This is a genomic window from Bacillus cereus group sp. MG9 (assembly GCF_040459995.1).
GTDB lineage: Bacteria > Bacillota > Bacilli > Bacillales > Bacillaceae_G > Bacillus_A > Bacillus_A mycoides.
Map to the genome: position 1 here is coordinate 4,786,831 of NZ_JARVHC010000001.1, position 25,332 is coordinate 4,812,162.

Here is a 25,332-nt window from a genome sequence, read left to right on the forward strand (position 1 = left end):
TAAAAAGTGGGGTAAAGTTTAAATTTTTATTAAATTGCTTTGCTCTCTTCTTTTGGTAATCTCACTTCAAATATCGTTCTAATTACGTTACTTTCAGCAGAGATTGTCCCATCATGCTGTTCGATAATATTTTTCGCAATAAATAGCCCAAGGCCTGTTCCGCCCTGTTGCTCTGACCTCGCCTTATCACCTGTATAAAACATATCAAATAAATATGGTAAATCCTCTTCTGGAATGCTATCGCCGTAATTAATAATTTGTACAACTACCTCTTCATGATCAATATATCCGTTCACATCAACAAACTTTCCATCGTATCCATAGCGAATCGCATTCGTTAAAAGATTTTCAAATACTCGAGCTAACAATTTCCCGTCACCGTTAATAGGTAAATGCGAATCCATATTCAATCTCGCTTCTAAACCTTTTTTTTCTAATAACGGATATAATTCTTCATCTAACTGTATAAGTAATTCACTTATATCAATTGGTCTTTTTTCAATTTGCAACATGCCATAATTCATTCTCGTTATTTCAAATAATTCATCAATTAAGATTTCAAGCCTTTCGGATTTCGTAAAAGCAATTGTGGAAAAATGTTTAATTTGTTCCTTCGTCAAATTCTCATCTTTAAGAATTAAATCTAAATACCCTAAAACAGATGTTAGCGGCGTTCTTAAATCATGAGCTAAGTTGACAATGAGCTGATCTTTACTACTTTCCGCAAAGTCTCCTCGTTCAACCGCTTCTTTTAATTTTTCACTCGCTACATTAATTTCGCGTGCGATATATCCAAACTCATCATTTGATGAAACACGAACTTGATTTGAAAAATCTCCGTTCGCAAGATGATGAATCCCGTTCGAAATCTCATCAAAATATTTTAAATACGGTCTAGTAAGGAAGAAGAAAAACATAATGGACAGAGGAATAAATACAATTAAAAAGAAATTAATGTCCCCAATTTGTCTTACCATTGAACGAAATTGGGCTAAAGGATCCTCATAACGAACTGCTAATTTATAATAGAGACGTAGCCCCTCATAAATTAAATACGTTACGCCACCAGCTAATATCATACTTAACGCAAATAGCATAATCATCTTCGAGCGAAAGCTTCTCATCGTTTTAGCCATTGAAAGTATAACCTACCCCCCACACTGTTTTTATTAACTTATCCTTTCTTTTATCTTCCCCAAGCTTTTTTCGCAAAGTACGGATATGTACCATAACTGTATTTCCACTTTCGTAATACCCTTCAGCCCATACTTGCTGAAAAATATTTTCCACACTGTACACTTTCTTCGGATGACTTGCTAATACATATAAAATATCAAATTCTTTTGGTGTTAATTCAATTGGCTCTCCGTACACATTTACTGTTCTTCGCTCAGGATCAATAGCGACTCCGCCTATTTCTAAAGCAGATTTATTCTCCGCTACTTTCGGCTGATTTAACGTAAGAAATCTACGCAGTTGTGCATTTACACGTGCAACTAATTCAATCGGTGTGAAAGGCTTTGTCATATAATCATCTGCGCCTAATACAAGACCTGTCACTTTATCAAAATCAGATGTTTTCGCACTTAAGAAAATGATTGGCATGTGGTGCTTGCCGCGAATCTGCCTCGTCACTTCATATCCATCCATTTTCGGCATCATAATATCTAAAACCACTAAGTCAATTGGCTGCGTTTGAATAATATGCATAGCTTCTTCTCCATCAGCTGCTTTAACGACGTGGTAACCCTCTTTTTCTAAATGTATCTCAATTAAATCAGCAATTTCCGCTTCATCATCAGCTATTAAAATTGAAATGCGCTTCATTTTAGTCCCCCTACTTTATTCTGTTTTCATACGCTCGATTTTAAACTAGTCTATCCAATTTGTACAATAAGAAAAGGCTACTCATAAGAGTAACCTTGATAAATGAAATTATATCGGCAATTTTCAAAATATATCAACTGTAATTTAAATTATATCAGCGATTTTTTAAATATATCGACTTACCGACAATTAACGACAAAATCATCCCGCTATTTGCAGGTAGTCAGTACTAATAAAAGCTCCCATTCATCGCTCAAAAATAATCCGCTGCTTTGTTACTTCTTCCAACCTGCCTCGATCTACTTCATACTCACGTTCAATACTTTGCGGTACCCTTACTTTTCCGCCTTCAAGCATCACTTCTGGTGAAATGATATCCTTCTCCCAATGTCTACTAGAAGCAGATATATCTCCAGGAATCGTAAAGTTTGGCAATGAAGCGAGTGCAACATTTTGAGCTCGTGAAATCCCCATTTCTACCATGCCACCGCACCAAACTGGTATGTTATGCTCCATACAATAATTATGGATTTGAACGGACTCTGTTAATCCGCCCACTCGCCCTGGTTTAATATTAACGACGCGGCAACTGCCAAGCCTAATCGCAACACGTGCGTCTTCTAAACTATGGATGCTTTCATCTAAACAAATCGGTGTTTCAATTTTCTTTTGCAGTTGTGCATGATCCAGAAAATCGTAATCCGCTAACGGTTGTTCAATCATCATAAGCCTGAATTCATCTAGTCGTTTCAACTTCTCCGTATCCGCTAATGTATAAGCTGAATTTGCATCAGCCATTAACGGGATGTTCGGAAACTCTTTGCGAATTTCTTTCAGTAATTCGTAATCATGTTCTGGCTTTATTTTCACTTTAAAGCGCTCGTATCCTTCTTCCGCGTACTTCTCGATTTGTTTTAACATAGTGGGAATTGTATTGATCCCAATCACAACGCCGACTTCAATTTCAGACCTATTTCCGCCAAGCAATATCGCTAACGACTGCTTTTGACGCTTCGCATATAAATCCCAAACAGCACCTTCAATTCCGGCCTTTGCCATTCGGTTTCTCTTTATATGTTTGAACAAAGACGGTACTTCATTCGGATGAGAAATTTCAGCTTTCAATAAATCTGGTAATAAAAAATCCTGAAGTACATGCAGCGCTGTCTTCACCGTTTCTTCCGTATACCACGGTTCAGAAAATGCAACGACTTCACCAAAACCAATGTATCCATCTGTATCTTCTAATTCAATGACGATACTTTCACGCTTTTCATAAGTCCCGTAACTTGCCGCAAACGGGATAATGAGCGGCATTTCCGTTATATAAAGTGTCGCTTTTTTTATTTCCACCTACATCTCCTCCACTAATTGTCTTAACTCTCGTCTTAACAATTTCTTCGAAGCATTTCGTGGTAATTCCTCTAAGAAACATGCTTTCTTCGGCACTTTATATTTCGCTAATTTCTCTTCGCAAAAACGAATAATTTCTTCTTCTGTTACGTCTCCACTTTTTACAACAAAAGCAGCTGGTACTTGTCCCCAACTTTCGTCAGCCATACCGACAACACCCGCTTCTACTACCGCCGGATGAGAGAGCAATACTTCTTCAATTTGAGCTGGATATATATTTTCCCCGCCAGAAATAATTAAATCACTGCGGCGATCTAATACGTATAAAAATCCTTCTTCATCTAAATAACCGAGGTCACCAGTATGAAGCCATCCGTTTTTAATTGTCTCACTCGTCGCATCTTCACGGTTAAAGTAGCCACCTGTTACGTTCGGTCCTTTTACTACAATTTCTCCTTCAGCACGTGGCGGCACAACTACGCCGTCTTTTTCAATACGAAGCTGACACTGAAATAGTGGTTTTCCGGCTGATCCTACTTTCGTTAACATGTAATCTGCTGTTAACGTACAAATTTGCGATGATGTTTCTGTCATACCGTACGTTTGATACACAGGAATTCCTTTTTCCACACATGTTTCTAATAACGGCTTCGGTGCTGGTCCTCCCCCAAGTAACATGCATCGTAAAGAAGATGGATATATCTCTTCTCCAAGTCGTTCTAATAAATCTGTTAGCATTTTAGAAACGACAGAAATAATCGTAACGCCTCTCGTTTGAAGTGCTTTATGAATAAAATTAGCATCATATTTTGGAACGAGTAAAATGCGCATACCGTACATAATATTTTTCATTAAAAGAGATAACCCGCCAACGTGGAACATTGGCATACAAGCTAACCAACAATCATCATCACGAAGCCCTAAATTAAGCGAAGAACCGACTGCACTTGCCCAGTGGTTACCGTACGTTAAAACAACGCCTTTCGGTTTCCCTGTCGTCCCTGACGTATAAATAATTGTCATCGCTTCTTCTAAAGAGAATTCTTCTTGTATAAATGCTTCCGCCTTCGGTCCTTGCATCACTTCAGCAAATGAACATACTGGAACATTTTCCGTCTCAAACTCTTGATCGGTCACTAAACAAACAACTTCCGCATCATCTATTTGCCAAAGTAGCTCTTCTCTTGAAAGACGCGTATTTAAAAGCACAGCTACTGCACCTATGTAAGATAGGGCGTGAATAACTGTAATCATCTCCATACCATTTTTCATCAGAACAGCCACCTTTTGCGCCCGCTTCACTCCTACATGCGTGAGGTGTTCACAAACAGATACTACTTTTTCATGCAGCTGCACGAAAGTAACCTTCTCCTCTTCAATTTCAATTGCAGTGCGATCAGGTGTTAAAAATGCACGTTGCATTAACCAATTCGGCATCGTCTCCATCACTCATTCTCCTTTCATGAAAGAAAGAGACCTGATATGACATCAAGTCTCTTAGTTGTTTTGTTTCCGGTGTGATCTTTTGGGAGCGTCTCACATTGTGTGCGAGCCGCTTCCGTCTAAGAACCTTCCGCACGAGAAAGTAAAAAACACTTTCTGTACGAAAGAACCTTAGCCTACGGGGCTAAACAGTCGGCTCCGCTTTGAAACATCCAGCTACAGGGGCTAGAACAGTCGGTCGTTTCACGCCTTCCTACGAGGCAAAAAGCGCCTCTACGTCAGGAGTTCCAACGCCCTCTTGTTCTAAGCGAACCGCTTCCGCTTTTGGTTTCATCCAGCTACAGCGGCTAGAACAGTCGGTCATTTCACGCCTTCCTACGAGGCAAAAAGCGCCTCTACGTCAGGAGTTCCAACGCCCTCTTGTTCTAAGCGAGCCGCTTCCGCTTTTGATTTGATCACGGGAAACGAGGGAATTGACCGAAGTCCGGAGTGCGTTTTTCTTTGAACGCGTCGCGGCCTTCTTTTGCTTCGTCAGTTGTGTAGTACAATAACGTTGCGTCTCCAGCTAGTTGTTGAATACCAGCTAAACCGTCTGTGTCTGCGTTGAATGCAGCTTTTAGGAAACGAAGTGCCATTGGGCTGTTTGCTAAAATTTCTTGTGACCATTGTACTGTTTCTGCTTCAAGTTCTTCTAATGGTACTACTGTGTTTACTAAGCCCATATCAAGTGCTTCTTGTGCACTATATTGACGGCATAGGTACCAAATTTCACGAGCTTTCTTATGGCCTACCATACGAGCTAAATAACCAGCTCCGTATCCACCGTCAAAGCTTCCTACTTTAGGACCTGTTTGTCCGAATACAGCGTTGTCTGCAGCGATTGTTAAGTCACATACAATATGAAGTACGTGTCCACCACCGATTGCATAACCTGCTACCATTGCGATAACCGGTTTAGGGATTGCGCGAATTAGACGTTGTAAGTCTAATACGTTTAAACGTGGGATTTGGTCGTCACCTACATAGCCACCATGACCGCGAACTTTTTGGTCGCCGCCAGAACAGAATGCACGTCCACCTTCACCTGTTAAAATGATAACGCCAACATTTGCATCATCACGAGCGTGTGCAAAAGCATTGATTAACTCCATTACCGTTTTAGGACGGAATGCATTATGTACTTCAGGGCGGTTAATCGAAATCTTTGCGATGCCATTGTATGTTGAATAAATAATATCTTCGTAATTGCCTTCTTTTACCCATTCAATAGTCATTACTATTACCTCCTTTTATATTTCTGATCTCCGCTATAAGTGCAACTTCCTTCTTGCTGAAAAAAGTATCACTGCATAGTTTTTAGAAATCCCTTTACTATTGTATCAAACTTTTCCGGTTGTTCCACATGAATTGCATGGCCAGCCCCATCAATTTTGACAAATTTCGCATGAGGGATGCATTTTTCGATGTTTTTTAATATGCGAAAGAACTTTTCATCGCTTTCTCCATTCAGTAAAAGGACAGGCATTTTTAGGTTTTGCAATTCGTTCCACCATGAAGGCTGAGCCCCTGTTCCCATGCCGCGAAGACTATTTGCAAGTCCTTTTGGATTATTAGCAAGTCGTTCTTTTCGCACCGCTTCTTTTACGCTTTGCACTAAACGTTTTTGCGTTTCAAATAGCGGAATATTTTCCCACATCGATACAAAACTTCGGATGCCTTCTTGCTCAATTTTATCGGCAAGTCGTTCATCTTTTTCCTTGCGTTCTTTTCGCTCCTTTGCACTCTCAAGTCCAGCTGTACAGTTTTCTAAAAGAAGCGAACGCACATATTCTGGATATAAGCATGCCATCGTAATCGCAAGTCTACCACCCATTGAATAGCCAAGTATGTGCGCATTTTCAATATGAAGATGATCCAGTAGTTCTTTCATTTGCAGTGCCACATTTTGAATATCATAATGCGTCACATCTTCAGGACTTTCCGTTTTCCCGTGTCCAACAATGTCTACTAGAATGACTTGAAACTGCTCGCTCCAAGAAGGAATAAAGGAACCCCACGTTTCCATGCTTCCCGTAAAACCATGAAGAAGTAGAAGTGGTTCCCCGCTTCCGGCTACTTCATATTCATACGATACACCTTGCAATGTTACTTTCATTTTGATTCACCTTGCAAAGATGTAGTAATAACGTCCATTGTTTTTGCCCATAGTTCACGATGTAATTTCAAGTTTCCTTCGCGATTCGTACAAATTTCCACAACGTGTAATCCATTCGTTTTCGTTCCAGTTTGTACTTCTTCTCGGAAGTTTTCCCAACCATTTACACGGCTAAATGAACCACCATACATTTTGACAACATGTTCATAATCAAGCCCAATTGGTGTTCCAAATAATGATTCGAAATGTTCCTTTTTCTCGTATTGTGGTAAGAATGAGAAAATACCTCCACCATCATTATTTACAACAACAATCGTTATATTTAACTCATGTAGTTTCGCGGCTAATAGTCCGTTTAAATCGTGATAAAATGATAAATCACCGATTACTAATACGAGCGGATCACAAATAATACTCGCTCCTAAAGCTGTTGAAATGATTCCATCAATACCATTTACACCGCGGTTCGCCATTACTTGAATGTTTTTATCCGATGTGAAGAAAAATGAATCGGTATCGCGAATTGGCATACTATTACTCGCAAATAACGTTGCCCCTTCTGGTAATACACTTACAATATCCGTAATTACTTTTCCTTCAAATGCAGTTTCATATGTTTCCATCTCACGAAGCGTTTCTCTCGTTTTCTCGTTTATATGTTTCCACGTTCCGAACCAATCATTCTTTTTCATAACTGGCATTTTCTCTAGTAATGCTCTGCAAAATTCACTGTCACTAGCTTGTACAACTTCTGTCGCAACTAAAGCTGGATCTCTCCATTGTCCAGATTCATCGACAACGATATGAACAGCTTTCGTTTGTTTTTTGATGAACTGCGTTAATGCTTTAGAGACAGGCATTCCTCCGAAACGAATTAAAACATTCGGCTTCCACGTTTCTTTTAACAATTCATTTCGTAAAAATGTATCGTAACAATCTATAACCATCGTTTTATCATGATTACCACTACGGAGGTTAGAAAGTGGATCTGCTAAAATTGGATACCCTGTTTTCTCAGCTACTTTCATAACAACTTCTGTTATTTCTGGATGACTGCCGTCTCCACAAATAATAAGCCCCTTTTCCATATGTGAAAGGCGCCCTACAAGAGAATCTACATATTCACTCGGCATCGTCACGTTCCCTTGCTGAACTACTCCTGTATATTCACCACGCCCTTTATCCCATAAACTTTCTAATGAGAAATCCGGTATAAGCGGCTCACGAACTGGAAAATTAAGATGAACAGGTCCTTGCGGCGCTAGAAGTGCGCTTGCTATCGTACGCTGCGTTGTCATTCGAGCGTAATGATACATTGCTTCACTCGCTTCAGGAAGTGCCATCTCTGTAAATTGCTTCACAAAAGTACCGTATAAATTAAATTGATTCATCGCCTGTGGTGCACCCACATCTCTTAATTCATGCGGTCTATCCGCTGTTAATACGATAAGCGGCACTCGTGAATGAAACGCTTCACATACAGCTGGATAATAGTTCGCTGCTGCCGTCCCTGACGTACATAATAGCGCAACAGGACGTTTTTTTGCTTTCGCAATACCGAGCGCAAAAAATCCTGCTGATCTTTCGTCTACATGTAAATATGTTTTCATTCCTTCATGTTGTTCCATTAGTAAGGCAATCGGCGTTGACCGTGAGCCAGGACTAATGACAACATCACATACATTTAGACGCGTCAGTTCGTCCACGAACGCGCCTAAATAATATGATAATGCTTCTATATGATTGTTCATTTCATTAATTCCTCCAAAGCACCAAGCATCGGTCTAAACTTCAAACTTGTTTCTTCATATTCAAGCTGCGCTACTGAATCAATTACGATACCACAGCCGGCAAACAAGGATGCCTTCTCGCCATTTAATAATCCGCAGCGAAGTGCAACCGCAAATTCACCATTTCCTTCATCATCTATAAAGCCAATTGGTGCACCATATAATCCTCTATCTAAAAGCTCTACATCACGAATTAATTTCAACGCCTCATGACGAGGTGTACCACCAAGAGCTGGTGTTGGATGTAATTCTTCTACCATCGTTAAAAGACTTGCATCACCTTTTGCTTCTACTGGCGTATATAAATGGATTAAATTTTTCGTCGTTAATAAGCCTGGGCTCTCCGGAATATTAACAGATTCGCAATGCTCACTTAGCACACCTCGAATCATGTTAACTACATAACCGTGTTCAGCCAAATTCTTTTCATCATGAAGAAGCGTCTCACCATTTTGTTTACTTTCTTCTATAGAATTGCCATGACCAATTGAGCCAGCAAGGCACATCGATGTGAACTTCTCGCCTTCTTTTCGAATCAATCGCTCAGGTGTCGCCCCTAAGAAGCATGCTCCTTTATAATCAAAAGAAAATACGTAACAATCCGGTTGCCCAATGCGAAGCGCTTCTAAAACAAGAACGGAATCAATATGCTGATCCATCGTTAATTTTAGCTCCCTTGCTAATACAACCTTCTGCACGTTCCCTTGCTTCATTTCATCTTGCACTTTTCCAATCGCGTTCATCCAGCCACTCGGATCAACTTCTACTTTAGAAGTAACTGTTAATTTTGATCCTACTAGTGCACATTTACTCTCTTGTAAAATTCTCTCTTCTACAGAAATAATTTCGTTATAAAGAGTTTCTGCACAATCTTCAGCTGAAACGAACTGATTAATCGTTAACCACGCCTTTTCATTTTTTACAGTTAATAAAAATGCTGGTAGTGAAAATGTGGTATCATCAAATTCTTTCCAAAGATTCGTTTTTTCTTTTTCTTGGTCAAATGAAAATCCACCAAATAAAAGAGGACCTGTTCCAAATTCGTATCCTTCTCTTTGTACGAATGCTTTCTCTTTTACTTGATCCCACTCGTCACGAGCAGTTTGAAAGCGTTTGTGAGAAGAATTTGCTATAGTGAAAACAGAGCCAATTCCAGCAAATATTACATGCTGAGCTGGGTCTGCAAAATAACATCTATTTTCGAATGCGATCCTTTTTCCTGCTGCATAAAACAGAAGTGGATCCACCCAATCTATTTGTTTTACAAAACTAACTAATGTTTTTTCATCAGTCGTACGCTTAATAGCTGTAACAAGAACTTCTTGTAAGCCTTTTCGTTTCGTTTGAATCACAATTGTCTCCCCCCTATGGGCGAAAAATAGTCATAATTACGCTTGATTTTAAGATACACCTCAAAGGAAAGGCCTGTCAACGTTTAGCATTCAAAGGAAAGGCCTGTCAACGTTTAGCATTTCTGAGAAATTCACCTTCTCTTCCTAGAAAATAAACGTTGACACTAAATGATGCTTTTTCTACACTTAATTGTGTACAATATGTGACCAAGGAGGATTCAACATGGAAATGAACGTCGAAACGAATTCCTCTCCTACGGCGCCAAAGCCAAGTAAACAAACAGGCTGGCGAATTTGGTGGAGTTTATTACGTCCCCATACATTAACAGCAGCTTTCGTTCCTGTTTTCATCGGAACAGCTTTTGCAATGCAGGTCGGAGGTATAAATCAAATACATCTTCCTCTTTTCTTTATGATGCTTCTTGCTTGCCTTCTCATTCAAGCAGCAACGAACATGTTTAATGAATACTTTGATTATAAAAGAGGACTCGATCATGAAGGTTCAGTTGGAATCGGAGGTGCTATCGTCCGCGATGGCATTAAACCAAAAACCGTGCTTAACTTAGCATTCGGATTTTTAGGCATCGCAACGCTATTAGGTGTTTATATTTGTATGAACTCTAGCTGGTGGCTTGCTGCAATCGGTCTTGTTTGTATGGCCGTTGCTTACCTTTACACTGGTGGCCCCATTCCAATTGCGTACACACCATTTGGAGAGCTAACAGCAGGATTATTTATGGGTGTCATTATTATTGGTATTTCATTCTTTATCCAAACAGGCGCAGTAACATCAGAAGTGATTTTATTATCTATTCCAAGCTCCATTTTAATTGGTGCAATTTTACTATCTAACAATATTCGTGATTTAGATGGTGATAAAGAAAATGGTCGTAAAACGTTAGCAATTCTCGTCGGACGCGAAAGAGCCGTTGGTGTACTTGCTTCTATGTTTATCGTTGCCTACATTTGGACAATCGCTTTAATCATCGTTAACATCGTATCACCATGGATGCTTATCGTATTCTTAAGTGTACCGAAAGCATTTAAAGCGACGAAAGGCTTTATCGGCAAAAGCATTCCAATGGAAATGGTACCTGCGATGATTTCAACAGCAAAAACAAATACAATTTTCGGTCTCCTAATGGGAATCGGATTATTGCTTGGATACTTCCTATAAAGTGAAACTTTAATCAGTGGGGGTTTTGTTCATCACCCACTGATTATTAGCCCTCACCAATCGGGCGTTTACGGGTAGCCCGACTCCCACCTAACTTCTTTGCTCCAGCCAAATTCTAAGGTGGGAGTTTTACTGCCCGACAAATAGCGGGATAGAAAGGAGCTGCTTATGCGGCTCTTTTTTCATATACCGACTTCCCGACTGAAATTCATCTCATAATTCCTACTCTCAACGCCCATACTATGTAAAGAAACTGAATTGTAGGAAGGTGGACGACTATGTTAACTCCACAACAAATAAATCAATTTAAATCTATTCTAGAAAAACAACAGCAAGAAGTTGAACAAACGATACAAACTCATGAAGATGAAAACCGTGCATCTGAACGTGATTCAGTAGGAGAATTGTCTAGCTATGACAACCATCCAGGTGATATGGCTACAGAATTGTACGAACGTGAGAAAGATTTCGGACTCATCGAATTTTGGCATAAACAGTTAGAAGATACGAAACATGCTCTGCAAAAAATTGAAGCTGGTACGTACGGAATTTGCGAAGTGTCTGGTGAGGAAATTCCATTTGAAAGATTAGAAGCAATGCCAACTGCTACAACGTGTATTCAGCACACTACAAATAAATTAGATATGCAGACGCGCCCAGTTGAAGAAGAGGTGCTAAATTCTTCGTTTCATAAGCACGACGAAGATCATTCTGTAGAGTACGATGCTGAAGATGCTTGGCAAGACGTCGCAAATTACGGAACATCAGAAACACCATCCGATTTAGAAAGACAGGATTCAAAAAACTATAATGGCATGTACGTAAATAGTGAAGAAAATGTTGGGTATGTAGAGGATTTCGAAAACTTTATTGGAACAGATATGTATGGAAAAAACCCACAAGTTTTCGCAACAGAAGAACATGAAGAATATGAACAATTGCTTGATGACTTTGAAGAACGCACCTTTAAAGGTGAATTATCTTCAGATGAGTCTGGTTCTAAAGCATAAAAAAAGCATTCCGAAATTCGGAATGCTTTTTTTCGCTAGCTAATTAGTTTTTTGTAACGTTAGCTGCTTGTGGTCCGCGGTTTCCATCAACGATTTCGAAAGAAACTTCTTGACCTTCTTCTAAAGTTTTGAAGCCGTCGCCTTGAATAGCTGAGAAATGTACGAATACGTCTTCTCCGCCTTCAACTTCGATGAAGCCAAAACCTTTTTCGCCGTTAAACCATTTAACTTTACCTGTTTGCATGTCATGTACCTCCTAAATAAAAATGAAACTATGAATCCACATGAAAAGGTGGATATAAAGGACATGAATGTATAACAAGCTTACAGCCTTTAATACAACGTGCTTTATTTCCGTACCACATTATGTAGCTCAATAGTGTTTTCACTATATCATGCTATATCAAAAACGTCAAATGAGAACACTTTCGTCCCATCGTTTTTTATAATTCTAGTATAACCTTAAATTTTCATTCTATTTTTATTCAAAAATTAATAAAACTACAGTATTCTAATTCCTTTGATTTCTGTACAATATAATTACTACATATGATGAGGTGAAAAAATGCAAGCACATGAAATCGAGTATAAATTATATGGCGATGATATGCAGTTTGTTGAAATTGAATTGGATCCAGAAGAAAGCGTTGTCGCAGAGGCTGGCGCAATGATGATGATGGAAGATCATATCGAAATGGAAACGATTTTCGGTGATGGTTCTGGACCATCTAGTGGTCTATTCGGTAAATTAATGGGCGCAGGTAAACGTCTCGTTACAGGTGAAAGTATGTTTATGACTGTATTTACAAATACAGGTCATGGCAAACGACACGTATCATTCGCCGCTCCTTATCCTGGAAAAATTATTCCTGTTGATTTAACAGAATATCAAGGAAAAGTAGTCTGCCAAAAAGATGCATTTCTTTGTGCCGCAAAAGGTGTTTCTATCGGAATTGAGTTTACTAAAAAAATAGGAACTGGTTTCTTTGGTGGTGAAGGTTTCATCATGCAGAAACTTGAAGGTGATGGTCTAGCTTTCATGCATGCAGGCGGAACTGTATATAAGCGTGAATTGAAACCTGGCGAGAAACTTCGCATTGATACAGGTTGTCTCGTTGCAATGACGAAAGATGTTAACTACGATGTTCAATTCGTTGGAAAAGTAAAAACAGCTCTATTTGGCGGCGAAGGTTTATTCTTCGCAACGCTAGAAGGTCCTGGAACGGTTTGGATTCAGTCCTTAACACTTAGCCGCTTAGCAGCACGCCTTACAAGCCCAGCAGCTCAAAACAGCGGTGAAGGCAGCGTTTTAGGCGGACTTGGTCGCCTTTTAGATGGGAAAGAATAAATAGTGTCCTTCTGGGGCCTTAGCCATCAACTTAAGAGAATGAATAAAATTAAAACACCCTTTCATAGTACTGCATGAAAGGGTGTTTTAATTTACGTCTACAAACAACAACACGTTGGTTGAGGAGTTACGCATACTAGGTGAAGAATTTCGAAATGAATTTTCCAAATCATCAGTCCATGAGGTTAGATAATATGTCCAGACATAATGCTGTCCTCGTTTTTTCTCCATTTTGGTTCACCCCGCATTATTTAGATAAAATCTGCCTTAAGCTAACGGGCAGGTTGGTTTAATAAGGTAATATTTGGATTAAAATAGATATAAGTAAAAAATTAATAAGGTTTACTTCAGTAAAATAAGGTATATTATATTGGTTGAATAGATTCTCTTTAAAGACAAGAAAAGTAGGTGAACAAAGTGGGAAAATATCAATTGGATTACAAAAGTCAGGTAGCTGTGGCAAAGTTTCATGAAAAACAGACGCCTGCCAAATTTGATAAAAAGCAGCAACTTGAAAAATTGCGTGCGGAGTATTTGAAAAAAAAGCAAAAACAAACAGATAAATAATATGTTATATTTTCCCTGATTTTCTGTATATGGTGCAAACAAACACAAGAAAATAGGTAAGTTATTCATCGTTCAAATATATACAGGCTATTTTTCAAACCTCTTACTTAATGAACTAACGCATGCGTTAGTTCATTAAGTATAAATAAAAAAGTCGATTCCTTGAGATTGAAATCGGCTTTTTTATTTAGGTGGACTATACAAACCATTTTTAACCATATAACATTCCATCGCTTCATTAAGCCATAACTCTTCTTCCTCTGTATAAGGAGAAGGCATCGTATTATTATATTGTTCTTCTACATTCTCTAATTTACCTAGAGAATACATTGTCTCTTCACCGACATACTTAAGAGTCGCTTTCATATGTTCATCAACCAATTTTTGCACTTCTGAATCCTCAATTTGTCTTCCAAATAACCTTTTCACTTCTTTTGCTAAACGCATAAACTCTTTATCAAGTGCTATGTCCTCTTCTTCCGGCTTATTATATAATCCATCAGCCACTTCTTTTGGTACATATTCTTCAAGCCATAAACGTTGTTCGTTTTCTTTTTGGATACTATTAATTAAGCTCATTAATATATTACTATCTACCGCTTCATCTTCCTCAAGGTATTCCATTGTTCGTTCAATCGCCTTTATCGAAACTTCAAGTTGGTTTTTCTTTTCTTCAAAGGCTACTCTTTGATTTTGTAATGTTTCTTTTAAGCTTATATTCAAACTTTTCACATTGAGCATGACACGAATTTCTTCTAAACTATATCCTAATACTTTAAGACTCACTATTTTTTGGAGCGCTAATATATCTCTATCTTTATATACACGGTGTCCTGAACTTATATTTTTTTCAGGTTTAAGCAGACCAAGTTCATCGTAATACTGTAGTGTTCGTATTGATATACCTGTTCTCTTTGAAAACTCACCAATTGAATAGCCTTCCTTTTTGCTCATCCTACACTCCTCCTAACAATATGTTTACAAAAATCATACTCCCTCACGTAACTGTAGGTTCAAGCCTTTTTTCAAAAAGAATGAATCAAGTCCCTCACTGCATATATTGAACTATACCTTTTCTTAAGGAGGGCTTTCTTGATGCGTACTCCTTTATCCTTTGATAAAGACACTGCCATATTGTTAGCATCTTGCTGCGAGTTAACGTATGAACAATATAAACAAAATGGCATTTTCGAAATACCCGATGGGTTCCAATATGTACAAGGGTTTCAAGGAAAGGCCATTCAAAAGACAGAATGGTTCGGATTCATATTAGAATCTGAGGATACGATTATTGTAGCTTTTAGGGGCACACAAACAGATACAGATTGGATTATCGATTCACTCGTCAACCAAAGACCATACCCATACGCTTTAAATAGCGGAAATGTTCATAACGGCTTTCTTTCAATTTATGAATCTTGCCGGGATTCTATTATGGATATGCTCGTGTCATTACCAGCCCATAAGAAACTTCTTGCAACAGGCCATAGCTTAGGCGGCGCGCTCGCCACACTACATATACTCGATGCGCGTATCAACACCGCCTTCGCACAGTACGGTCTTTATACATTTGCCTCTCCCAAAGTGGGCGATATTGTATTTCGTAATTATTATAAACTACAAGTAGCTAGTAGCTTTCGCTTTGTTAATTTATTTGATGTCGTTCCTCTTCTCCCTCCGCGCAATGTCCATTTTAATGAACAAGACTGGGAATATGCACATGTTCATCACAACATGACTTTTACAAAAAACACAAAATCTATTACAAATAATCATGCCATGACAACATACAAAACATGTCTGACTTCTCATTTTTAACCAGGTAATGATTGGAAACCCTATATCCTTATACTATAATAATATATGAAGTTATTTTTGGATAAGGGGACCTTACATGCTAAAATTTATCTTTGCACTTTTTCTAATTGTAATTTTTACGTTTACAGGTTTCTTTACATTTTCATACTTTGCGACGGGAGAATATGGTGGAACAGGTATCATATATACCGCTATCCCATTTCTTTCTTAAGCAAAAAAAGAAAACCGAGCTTAATGAGATTAAGCTCGGTTTTTTAAGTGATTATATTCCTCTTTTAAAAGTGAATACACTTTAGCGTCCCTATACGTATTATTCATTTTTACACTTTGTCTCCATGAATAAAAGTCCCTTCAAAAGGGACTTTCACTTAATACTGTGTAACCGCATTACCAATACTCCAAATCTCATTACTATACTGTAAAATCGTTCGATCACTCGCAAAATGACCAGACTGTGCAATATTTAAAATCGACATTTCTAACCACTTCGTTCGGTTTTCATACGCTCTACCAACAGCTTCTTGCCTTTCCGCATATGGACCAAAATCTCGCAGAACGAAGTATTCATCATTTTGAATTACAAGTGAATCATAAATCGCTTCAAATTCAGCCCCCGACTGTGCAAAGAAACCATTCGTTAACTGATCTACTACTTTTTTAATATGCATATTGTGGTGATAATAATCACTTGCACGATATCCACCATTTTGATAGTAATGAAGAACCTCTTCCGCTGTTAAGCCAAAAATGAAACAGTTATCATCACCGACCCGGTCTTTTATTTCAACATTAGCTCCGTCTAACGTTCCGAGTGTAATCGCACCATTCATCATAAATTTCATATTCCCTGTTCCTGATGCTTCTTTACTCGCAGTTGAAATTTGCTCACTCACATCCGCAGCTGGGAATATATCTTCCGCTAAAGACACTCGATAGTTTTCTAGAAAGATAACTTTCATATATTGGCTTACGTACGGATCATTATTTACTTTCCTTGCGAGTTCATTGATTAATTTAATAATTTTTTTCGCATAGTAATAGCCAGGTGATGCTTTCGCTCCAAAGATAAAAGTACGCGGATAAAATGTAAAACTAGCATCCTCTTTCAAACGGTTATACAAATATAAAATATGAAGAACGTTTAATAGTTGTCGTTTGTAAGCATGTAGTCTTTTTACTTGCACATCAAAAATAGAATTAGGATCAATTGTAATCCCCATTTTATTATGAATACGCTCCGCTAAAATCTCTTTACGCTCTTGTTTTACCTCTGCAAATTTCTCTTGGAAACTCGCATCGTGTTGAACTGTTTGCAGCGCTTGAAGCTTAATCGGTTCTTTCTTCCACTCTCTTCCAATCGCCTCTGAAATCAGGTTTGTCAGCTGCGGATTCGCCTTCATTAACCAACGTCTATGAGCGATTCCATTCGTTTTATTATTAAACTTATCTGGATAAAACTCATAAAACAATCGCATTTCACGTTGCTTTAAAATTTCCGTATGAATTTTTGCTACACCATTTACGCTATGGCTACCGACAATTGCTAAATGAGCCATTTTCACAAGATCATGCGCAATAATCGCCATCTCTTCAATACGATGCCATTCATATGGATAACGTTCCCAAAGTTCATGACAGAAACGTTCATTAATCTCTTCAATAATCATATAAATTCTCGGTAATAACGGTTTAAAAATGTGAATTGGCCACTTCTCAAGCGCTTCTGATAACGTCGTATGATTCGTATAAGAAATCGTTTGTGTCGTTATGTGCCAAGCTTCTTCCCATGCTAGTTTTTCTTCATCTAATAAAATACGCATTAGTTCTGGAATCGCCAAAACTGGATGTGTATCATTAATATGAATCGCAATTTTCTCATGTAATTGACGAAGGTCACCATATCTTTCTCTATGCATACGAACGATATTTTGCAAACTTGCTGATACGAGGAAATACTGTTGCTTCAAACGAAGTATTTTCCCCTCATCATGCGTATCATCTGGATATAAAAACTCCGATACAGCCTCTGTTTCACGCTTATATTTCAAAATATCTTTGCAATTTTGCGGGAAAGGAACTGGTTCAGCATTCCAAAGTCTGAGTGTATTTACAGTACTCGTCTCATAACCTACTACTGGAACGTCATATGGTACTGCCATAATCACTTCTGCATTCGTATGCCTGAACTCTAAACGCCCATCAATGTATAGCGGTTCAACATTGCCGAAATAACTTACTTCTACAGCTTGATCATGCCTTCTTACTTCCCATACGTTTTCATGAAGAAGCCACTGTTCTGGAAATTCAACTTGATAACCATCAACAATTTTTTGATCAAATAAGCCGTGTTTGTAACGAATTCCACAGCCATGACCTGGTAAGTTTAAAGATGCAAGTGAATCAAGGAAACAGGCTGCTAATCGTCCAAGTCCACCATTTCCAAGACCTGCATCTGCTTCCACCTCTTCTAATTGTTGCAAAGAAATCCCAAGCTCAGAAAGTCCTTGTTCACATACATCCCTGATGCCTAAATTTAATATGTTACTTCCAAGCAAACGCCCAAGTAAAAACTCAATGGATAAGTAATACATTTGCTTTTGCTCTCCAGACCGATAACTTTCGTTCGTTGCAATCCATTGACTATTCATATACTCACGTACCATGTACCCAAGCGTATTGTATTGATCACGAGTTGTAGAGTCTTTAAAACTTTTACCATACATCGTCTCTAACTTTTCTAGAAAAGCTGATTTGAAACTTTCAACATGAGTAAACATTTCTTCACCACCTACATGTTATTCCATGAGACTTTTATACAATTTCTTATAGGCAAGAGCTGATTTCTCCCAGCTATAATCTTCAGTCATCGCTTGTTTTACAAGCTGCTCCCATACCGGTTTATCATGATAAAATTCAATCGCACGAAGAACCGTGTGCAACATGTCATGCGCATTAAAGTTCGTGAAACTGAAACCATTTCCTTCTCCAGTTTCTTCGTCATAAGATTGTACAGTATCATTTAATCCGCCTGTCTCTCTTACAATCGGAATTGTACCGTACGCTAATGCAATAAGTTGTCCAAGTCCACACGGTTCAAATAGTGATGGCATTAAGAATAAATCACTTCCCGCATACACTTGGTGGGCTAGCTCTTCATTAAATCCGATATACACTTTTACCTTCTCAGGATACTCGTATGCCATCCACTCAAAGAATTGTTCATATTCAGAATCACCTGATCCTAAAATAATACATTGCACATCTTCCTCCATTATTTCGCGGAATACAGTACGTACTAAATCAAGACCTTTTTGCTTCGTTAATCTCGTTACCATCGAAATAATTGGTGTATCTTCTTTTTCTGGCAAACCAAAATAACGCTGCAATACGCGTTTATTTTCATTCTTTTCCTCTAATGACTCTGCATCATACTGAGCAGTAATATACGAATCCGTTTCTGGATTATATACGCTCGTATCAATTCCATTTACGATGCCGCTAAGCTTACCATTATTTTTTCGTAACAACCCATCTAACTTCTCACCGAAAAATTCATATTGAATTTCCTCTTTGTATGTCGGGCTAACTGCTGTAATTTGATCAGAAGCGATAATTCCGCCCTTCATAAAGTTCACATTTCCATAAAACTCTAGCTGCTCACTATGAAAATATTCATCACCAAGTTCTAACAAGTCGTACATCACTTCAGGAGGAAATACACCTTGGAACTGCAAGTTATGAATCGTATACACCGTTTTAATATGCTCATATAATGGATTATCTTGATACTTTTCACGTAGTAAGAAATTCACCATAGCTGTATGCCAATCGTGGCTATGGAGAACATCCACTTCGAAATCAAGATGCGGAATACACTCTAAAACTGCTTTCGAAAAATAAGAAAAACGCTCTCCGTCATCATAATGACCATATAGAGAATCTCTCTTAAAATAATATTCATTATCTATTAAGTAATACGTAATCCCGTCTTGCTCACCTTTTAAAATTCCGCAATATTGATTTCTCCACCCAAGCGGGACGTTAATTACTTTATGTAACGTACATCCATCCCTTAATTTTTGCGGAATAAGACTATAATTTGGAAGTATAATACGAACGTCCACACCTAATTTTTTCAGCTCTTTTGGGAGCGCACCTGCTACATCAGCTAATCCTCCCGATTTAACAAATGGTACACATTCTGATACTGCAAATAAAATATTCACTTGTTGTCCCACTGCACGAAAAGCTTATACGACTTCCCTTGCAGCTTCCTCCCTTCGAGTTTTCATTTGAATGAATGCTTTAATCAGTGGAGGAAAAACCCCCACTGATTCTTTTAAGAATAACTATTAATCGTACTGTTTTGAATGCTTCCTTTTTCTACAACATATGGCTCATCGGCGTTTCCTTTTAGTACAACACCGTCACCAATTTTCACGTCTTTATCAATAATAACACCGTCTATTATGCAATTATCTCCAATTTGGCTCTTTTGCATAATAATACTATTACGAACAATTGAACCTTTTCCAATTTTAACAGAACGGGAGACAACACTATTTTCTACTTCACCCTCAATAATACTGCCGTTTGCAATCATCGTATTTTTCACTACTGCACCCTTCACATAACGAGTTGGTGGCTCATCTTTTACTTTCGTAAAGATTGGTGCTTCTTTCTTAAATAATTGCTTCCAAATAGAAGGCTGCAAAATTTCTAGGCTATGTTTATAGTAACTTTCAATAGAATCAATAATAGCTACATATCCTGTATGTTCGTACGTAGTAATATGCAGTGATTTCCCGCTCTTTTCTCTCACTACATCAAATAAACTGTATTGCTCCACATCTTTATATGTCTCAAATAAGTCTAGCAATAATTGTTTCTTTAACACATATGTTTGAAGCGAAACCCCTTCATGACAAACTTCAGTAATATCTGCAGACGTATGTATATGTCGCTCTAACACCGCTTGAAAGTTTAACGCTGTTACAAGATGGCTATTCGTAATAACAACATATTCTTCTCTGCTTCTTAGAAAATAATCAATATGTCTTCTAAAATGTGCAAAAGATCCAAATTCGTCATGATCACATTGGCAGTTCGGTGGGAATAAAAACAGTCCATCACGCTTTCTATCTAAATCCCACTGTTTTCCTGAACCGACATGATCCATTAAAGAACGATTTTTATGACTTGTAAAAACCGCCACGCTATGAATATTAGAATTCACCATATTTGAAAGCATGAAATCAATGAGGCGATAACGGCCTCCAAACGGTAACGCCGCTAATGAACGATGCCCTGTTACTTTCTTTAAGGAAGGAAAACTTCCCGTTGCATTAATAATTCCTAACATTTTTTCTCCCATTCATTTCATCCCCCTTTTCTATTTTCCTTCAGCAATTAGTACTACATCATCAACATTTTTTTCTGGACGAATTATTGTCCCATCTTCAATAACCATTTCCGATCCAACGATCGCTCTTTCAATCACAACGTTTTTACCAATCTTTGCCCCCGGCATAACGACAGAATCGATTACCATACTACCTTCTTCCACCGTCACTCCTTGGAATAAAACAGAATGCTTCACGTCCCCTTCAATGACGCACCCTTCATTAATAAGTGACTCTTCTACTTTTGCCTGCTGTGCAATATATTGAGGCGGCTCGTTTGGATTTACAGAATAAATGCGCCAATTACGATCGTTCAAGTTCAACGATGTTTCATCGCGAAGTAAATCCATATTCGCTTCCCATAAGCTTTTCACCGTTCCAACATCTTTCCAATATCCTTCAAATGGATACGCCATCAACTTCTTCCCTTCATCTAACAAGAGCGGAAGTACATCTTTTCCGAAGTCATTACTAGATTCAGGGTTTCTTGCATCCATCTCTAAATATTCTTTTAAAATAGCCCAGTTAAAAATATAAATTCCCATTGATGCAAGATTACTTCTTGGAAATTGCGGTTTCTCCTCAAATTCAACAACTTCCATCTCTTCATTTGTATTCATGATGCCAAAGCGACTTGCTTCATCCCACGGCACTTCAATAACAGAAATCGAAACGTCCGCTTCTTTCTCAATATGGTAATCTAGCATTTTGCTGTAATCCATTTTATAAATATGATCGCCTGATAAAATAAGGACATATTCTGGTTCATACTGACTTAAATAGTTTAAGTTTTGATAAATAGCACTTGCCGTACCTGTATACCACTTCACACCTGAAGACTCCGCATAAGGAGGTAACACAGTGACTCCACCGTTTACACGATCAAGATCCCAAGCATTTCCGATTCCAATATAATTATGAAGTTCTAACGGTTGATATTGTGTTAAAATCCCCACCGTTTCAATACCGGAGTTTGCACAGTTACTTAACGTAAAATCAATAATGCGATATTTACCACCAAATGGAACAGCTGGCTTGGCTAAATTTTTTGTTAATGCACTTAAACGACTACCTTTTCCCCCTGCTAGTAACATTGCTACGCACTTTTGTTTTTGAGCCATCTTGTTTTTTGCTCCCCTTTCTCGTCTTCACTGGTCGTAATATGGATACGCCAAATGGTGGAATTGTAATTTCTACATGTGCCGCTTGATTATGATATGGCTCTAGAATCGTCTTGAGACGTTTCTTATTCACTTGCCCCGATCCGCCATATTGCGCCGAGTCACTGTTTAAAATTTCGTTATAGTACTCGAAATCCGGTACACCTACTTTATAGTTTTCATATGTAGCTTTCGTAAAATTACATACGACAACTAACGCATCTTCCTGCTTATCCCCTTGGCGGATAAACGAGAAAATACTTTGCTCATTATTATTAGCATCAATCCACTGAAATCCTTCAGGCGAGTGATCTAACTGCCAAAGTGGTTTTGAGCGCTTATACAATGCTATGAGCTCTTTAAAGTAATCATGCATATTACGATGCATTTCAAAATCATGTAAATTCCAATCTAAATCTTCAAGGTCTTTCCACTCATCAAATTGCCCGAATTCTCCACCCATAAAGAGTAATTTCTTACCTGGATGAGTAAAGAAATATCCATATAATAAACGAAGCTGAGCAAACTTATCCCAGTAATCTCCTGGCATTTTATTTAATAACGACTTTTTCCCATGAACGACTTCATCATGAGAAAGCGGCAATATGAAGTTTTCAGAGTGAGCATATATTAAAGAGAATGTCATTTTCTCATGAATGTATTTCCGGTACTCTGGCGCACATTCCATATATTTCAGCACGTCATTCATCCAACCCATATTCCATTTATAATTGAATCCAAGTCCACCCTCGTATGTTGGAGCTGTTACAAGTGGCCAAGCTGTTGAATCTTCCGCTGTCATAAGAAACTCTTCATCTTCTGCAAACACGGCTTCATTTAACTCTCGTAAGAAAGAAACAGCATGTTCATTGCTTTGCTCTTTTCCTTCTTTATTCCAGTACAGCATATTCGCAACTGCATCTACCCTGAAACCATCAATATGGAAATGCCTCATCCAAAATAACGCATTTGAAATTAAGAAATTACGTACTTCTCTCTTCCCTAAATCAAAATTAACAGTTCCCCATACAAGGTTTTCTTGTACGTCTCTATCTTTATATTCATAAGTCGGTGTCCCATCAAACAAATATAAACCGTGAGCATCTTTACAAAAATGCCCCGGTACCCAATCTAAAATGACACCGATTCCATATTTATGACATTCATCGACAAAATACATCAAATCATGTGGCGTGCCGAATCTACTTGTCGCTGCATAATATCCTGTTCCTTGATATCCCCAAGAACGGTCATAGGGATGCTCAACAAGCGGCATAATTTCAATATGTGTAAATTGATGTTCCACCACATACGGAATGAGCTCCTCGGCCATTTCTCTGTAAGAATACAGAGCGCCATCCTCTTTCTTTTTCCAAGAACCGAAATGTAATTCATAAACTGTCATCGCTTCTTTATAAATCGATTTTTTCTTTCTCTTACGAATCCAGTTTTTATCATTCCATTCATATCCCTCTATATCAAAAACTACAGATGCCGTATTTGGTCTTACTTCTGCATATACTGCATAAGGATCCGCTTTTAAAATAACGTCACCGTCCATCGTTTCAATCGCATACTTATATATATCATTCTCTTCAATATGCGGTGCAAACAAGGACCAAATCCCCTCTTCTGTCACTTGTAGCATCTTATGTTGCTCATAATCCCATTCATTAAAATCCCCAACAACACTCATTGCTTTCGCATGAGGAGCCCATACTGTGAATCGTACACCTCGCATCCCATCTTCCGTCACAATATGTGCCCCAAAGATGTTATAACTGTCATAGTACTTTTCTGTATGAAACTCATCTCGTTTCACTTCTTCACAATTTATTACATCCAATATGTTCACCTCACTAAGATGACAGAAATTTTTTACTCTTTATCATTTCTGCGAAAAACTGAAATATCCTTGTTATTTTTTTAAAAATATTCGTTTTTTTCTTAAATTTCACTTAAAATGTTCACATTTACTGTGTAAAATATCGAATTTTGACGAATATTCATTGCAAACGCTTCATTTCCTACTAGTCTTTCATCCTATTATTTATTTCTCAACCTTTATTTCATAAGATTTATCCTATTTTACTCGCTATTTATCACTTAAAATCGTAACAAAATAATCTGTCATAAAAAATGTTTCTCAACATTTTTTTGTCACAATTTTATTGAAACGGAAAATTCATAAGCATATACTTGTTCTCAATAAAGAACGTTGAACCTTCGCAAATATAATTCATACTGAAACACTATGTTTACTCTATCGATGCTCCAGGCGAAAGTTTGATAAAAATTAAATTAGGGGGCTTTCTTATGTCATTAAAACAAAAGGTTGGAATAGGAGTTGTCACAGCTTCACTTGGCTTATCCCTTACATTCGGCGGTGTATTCGCCTATTTCAGCGACTCCGAAACATCGGATAATTCATTTCAAGCTGGTACGTTAGACCTTTCTATTAACCCAAGTGTAATCGTTAACGTGAAAGATTTAAAACCAGGTGATTTTATTGAAAGAAATTTCAAGCTTGAAAACAAAGGAACATTGGATATTGCAAAAGTAGCACTTGAAACATCCTATGAGGTTACAGATGCAAAACAAAATAATGATGGTGAAGATTTAGGTGATCACATCATCGTCAAATTTTTAGTGAATGATGGAAAGCCATCTAATCCAAACGATGATCATGAAATTTTGTGGGAAACAAAACTATCAGAATTAAAAACTATGAAACCGGAGGATGTAGCTACTTCTCTAGAACGTCATAACTTAATAGACGGTATTAAATCTGGTGAAACGGATTACTTACACGTTCTCTTCTCATTTGAAGATAATGACCAAGATCAAAATAAGTTTCAAGGTGATTCTTTACAACTAAGCTGGACATTCAATGCAGAACAAACAAAAGGTGAAGAGAAATAATCCTATTT

22 protein-coding genes are annotated in these 25,332 nt (G+C 37.9%); 7 read left to right on the forward strand and 15 right to left on the reverse strand.

Going from position 1 to position 25,332, the window contains the following annotated elements; genetic code table 11:
* Positions 1 to 29 precede the first annotated feature (29 nt).
* The 8 genes from QCI77_RS24665 to QCI77_RS24700 all read right to left on the reverse strand — a co-directional run bounded on the left by QCI77_RS24665 (position 30) and on the right by QCI77_RS24700 (position 9,920).
* Entirely contained in the window at positions 30 to 1,136 is a 1,107-nt protein-coding gene (locus tag QCI77_RS24665; RefSeq protein ID WP_002164874.1) for a HAMP domain-containing sensor histidine kinase, read from the reverse strand.
* A complete protein-coding gene (locus QCI77_RS24670; RefSeq protein ID WP_002015820.1) occupies positions 1,129 to 1,827 on the reverse strand; it encodes a response regulator transcription factor in 699 nt (232 codons plus the stop codon). The genes QCI77_RS24665 and QCI77_RS24670 overlap by 8 nt, the downstream gene beginning before the upstream one ends.
* Positions 1,828 to 2,073: 246 nt before the next feature.
* Positions 2,074 to 3,180, reverse strand: coding sequence for an o-succinylbenzoate synthase (gene menC, locus QCI77_RS24675; protein ID WP_353825583.1), 1,107 nt, complete (start codon positions 3,178 to 3,180; stop codon positions 2,074 to 2,076).
* Positions 3,181 to 4,626, reverse strand: coding sequence for an o-succinylbenzoate--CoA ligase (locus tag QCI77_RS24680; protein WP_353825584.1), 1,446 nt, complete (start codon positions 4,624 to 4,626; stop codon positions 3,181 to 3,183). It lies immediately after the preceding gene.
* A 452-nt stretch (positions 4,627 to 5,078) separates the two neighbouring features.
* A complete protein-coding gene (gene menB, locus QCI77_RS24685) occupies positions 5,079 to 5,897 on the reverse strand; it encodes a 1,4-dihydroxy-2-naphthoyl-CoA synthase (protein ID WP_002089233.1) in 819 nt (272 codons plus the stop codon).
* Positions 5,898 to 5,965: 68 nt separating this feature from the next.
* The gene (gene menH / locus QCI77_RS24690; RefSeq protein WP_033709544.1) at positions 5,966 to 6,778 is read right to left on the reverse strand and encodes a 2-succinyl-6-hydroxy-2,4-cyclohexadiene-1-carboxylate synthase; all 813 of its coding nucleotides are present in this window, start codon (positions 6,776 to 6,778) and stop codon (positions 5,966 to 5,968) included.
* A complete protein-coding gene (gene menD / locus QCI77_RS24695) occupies positions 6,775 to 8,529 on the reverse strand; it encodes a 2-succinyl-5-enolpyruvyl-6-hydroxy-3-cyclohexene-1-carboxylic-acid synthase (protein ID WP_113769857.1) in 1,755 nt (584 codons plus the stop codon). The genes menH and menD overlap by 4 nt, the downstream gene beginning before the upstream one ends.
* Entirely contained in the window at positions 8,526 to 9,920 is a 1,395-nt protein-coding gene (locus QCI77_RS24700; RefSeq protein ID WP_113709400.1) for an isochorismate synthase, read from the reverse strand. The genes menD and QCI77_RS24700 overlap by 4 nt, the downstream gene beginning before the upstream one ends.
* Before the next feature lie 223 nt (positions 9,921 to 10,143).
* Here QCI77_RS24700 and QCI77_RS24705 point away from each other — a divergent pair, with 223 nt between their 5' ends.
* On the forward strand, positions 10,144 to 11,097 hold the full coding sequence (locus QCI77_RS24705; RefSeq protein WP_002015811.1) for a 1,4-dihydroxy-2-naphthoate polyprenyltransferase: 954 nt from the start codon (positions 10,144 to 10,146) through the stop codon (positions 11,095 to 11,097).
* 278 nt (positions 11,098 to 11,375) lie between these two features.
* A complete protein-coding gene (locus QCI77_RS24710) occupies positions 11,376 to 12,107 on the forward strand; it encodes a yteA family sporulation protein (RefSeq protein ID WP_353825585.1) in 732 nt (243 codons plus the stop codon).
* A gap of 43 nt (positions 12,108 to 12,150) precedes the next feature.
* Here QCI77_RS24710 and cspD read toward each other — a convergent pair whose 3' ends face one another.
* Positions 12,151 to 12,351 carry a cold-shock protein CspD gene (cspD, locus tag QCI77_RS24715; protein WP_001193051.1) on the reverse strand — a complete coding sequence of 67 codons (201 nt, stop codon included), beginning with the start codon at positions 12,349 to 12,351 and terminating at the stop codon, positions 12,151 to 12,153.
* 321 nt (positions 12,352 to 12,672) lie between these two features.
* Between cspD and QCI77_RS24720 the strand changes: the two genes are divergently transcribed.
* Positions 12,673 to 13,455, forward strand: a complete 783-nt coding sequence (locus QCI77_RS24720; RefSeq protein ID WP_002191043.1) for a TIGR00266 family protein — start codon at positions 12,673 to 12,675, stop codon at positions 13,453 to 13,455.
* A gap of 417 nt (positions 13,456 to 13,872) precedes the next feature.
* Positions 13,873 to 14,022 carry a hypothetical protein gene (locus tag QCI77_RS24725; protein ID WP_000521653.1) on the forward strand — a complete coding sequence of 50 codons (150 nt, stop codon included), beginning with the start codon at positions 13,873 to 13,875 and terminating at the stop codon, positions 14,020 to 14,022.
* A gap of 183 nt (positions 14,023 to 14,205) precedes the next feature.
* Here QCI77_RS24725 and QCI77_RS24730 read toward each other — a convergent pair whose 3' ends face one another.
* On the reverse strand, positions 14,206 to 14,976 hold the full coding sequence (locus QCI77_RS24730) for a MerR family transcriptional regulator (RefSeq protein WP_353825586.1): 771 nt from the start codon (positions 14,974 to 14,976) through the stop codon (positions 14,206 to 14,208).
* Positions 14,977 to 15,117: 141 nt separating this feature from the next.
* Here QCI77_RS24730 and QCI77_RS24735 point away from each other — a divergent pair, with 141 nt between their 5' ends.
* Positions 15,118 to 15,840: a lipase family protein gene (locus QCI77_RS24735; protein WP_113769860.1), complete on the forward strand. Its 723-nt coding sequence runs from the start codon at positions 15,118 to 15,120 to the stop codon at positions 15,838 to 15,840.
* A gap of 76 nt (positions 15,841 to 15,916) precedes the next feature.
* Positions 15,917 to 16,051: a hypothetical protein gene (locus QCI77_RS24740; RefSeq protein ID WP_000911073.1), complete on the forward strand. Its 135-nt coding sequence runs from the start codon at positions 15,917 to 15,919 to the stop codon at positions 16,049 to 16,051.
* Between the two features lie 157 nt (positions 16,052 to 16,208).
* On the opposite strand, the gene glgP is transcribed toward QCI77_RS24740, so the two are convergent.
* From glgP to glgB, 5 genes are all read right to left on the reverse strand, one after another.
* A complete protein-coding gene (glgP, locus tag QCI77_RS24745; protein WP_353825587.1) occupies positions 16,209 to 18,617 on the reverse strand; it encodes a glycogen phosphorylase in 2,409 nt (802 codons plus the stop codon).
* Between the two features lie 18 nt (positions 18,618 to 18,635).
* Complete coding sequence (gene glgA, locus QCI77_RS24750; protein ID WP_002143574.1) at positions 18,636 to 20,066, reverse strand: glycogen synthase GlgA; 1,431 nt, start codon at positions 20,064 to 20,066, stop codon at positions 18,636 to 18,638.
* A 113-nt stretch (positions 20,067 to 20,179) separates the two neighbouring features.
* Entirely contained in the window at positions 20,180 to 21,214 is a 1,035-nt protein-coding gene (gene glgD / locus QCI77_RS24755) for a glucose-1-phosphate adenylyltransferase subunit GlgD (protein ID WP_002034525.1), read from the reverse strand.
* An 18-nt stretch (positions 21,215 to 21,232) separates the two neighbouring features.
* A complete protein-coding gene (glgC, locus tag QCI77_RS24760; RefSeq protein ID WP_002089246.1) occupies positions 21,233 to 22,363 on the reverse strand; it encodes a glucose-1-phosphate adenylyltransferase in 1,131 nt (376 codons plus the stop codon).
* Positions 22,311 to 24,248 carry a 1,4-alpha-glucan branching protein GlgB gene (gene glgB, locus QCI77_RS24765; protein WP_085312677.1) on the reverse strand — a complete coding sequence of 646 codons (1,938 nt, stop codon included), beginning with the start codon at positions 24,246 to 24,248 and terminating at the stop codon, positions 22,311 to 22,313. The genes glgC and glgB overlap by 53 nt, the downstream gene beginning before the upstream one ends.
* 470 nt (positions 24,249 to 24,718) lie before the next feature.
* Here glgB and QCI77_RS24770 point away from each other — a divergent pair, with 470 nt between their 5' ends.
* Positions 24,719 to 25,324: a TasA family protein gene (locus tag QCI77_RS24770; RefSeq protein WP_353825588.1), complete on the forward strand. Its 606-nt coding sequence runs from the start codon at positions 24,719 to 24,721 to the stop codon at positions 25,322 to 25,324.
* Positions 25,325 to 25,332 lie beyond the last annotated feature (8 nt).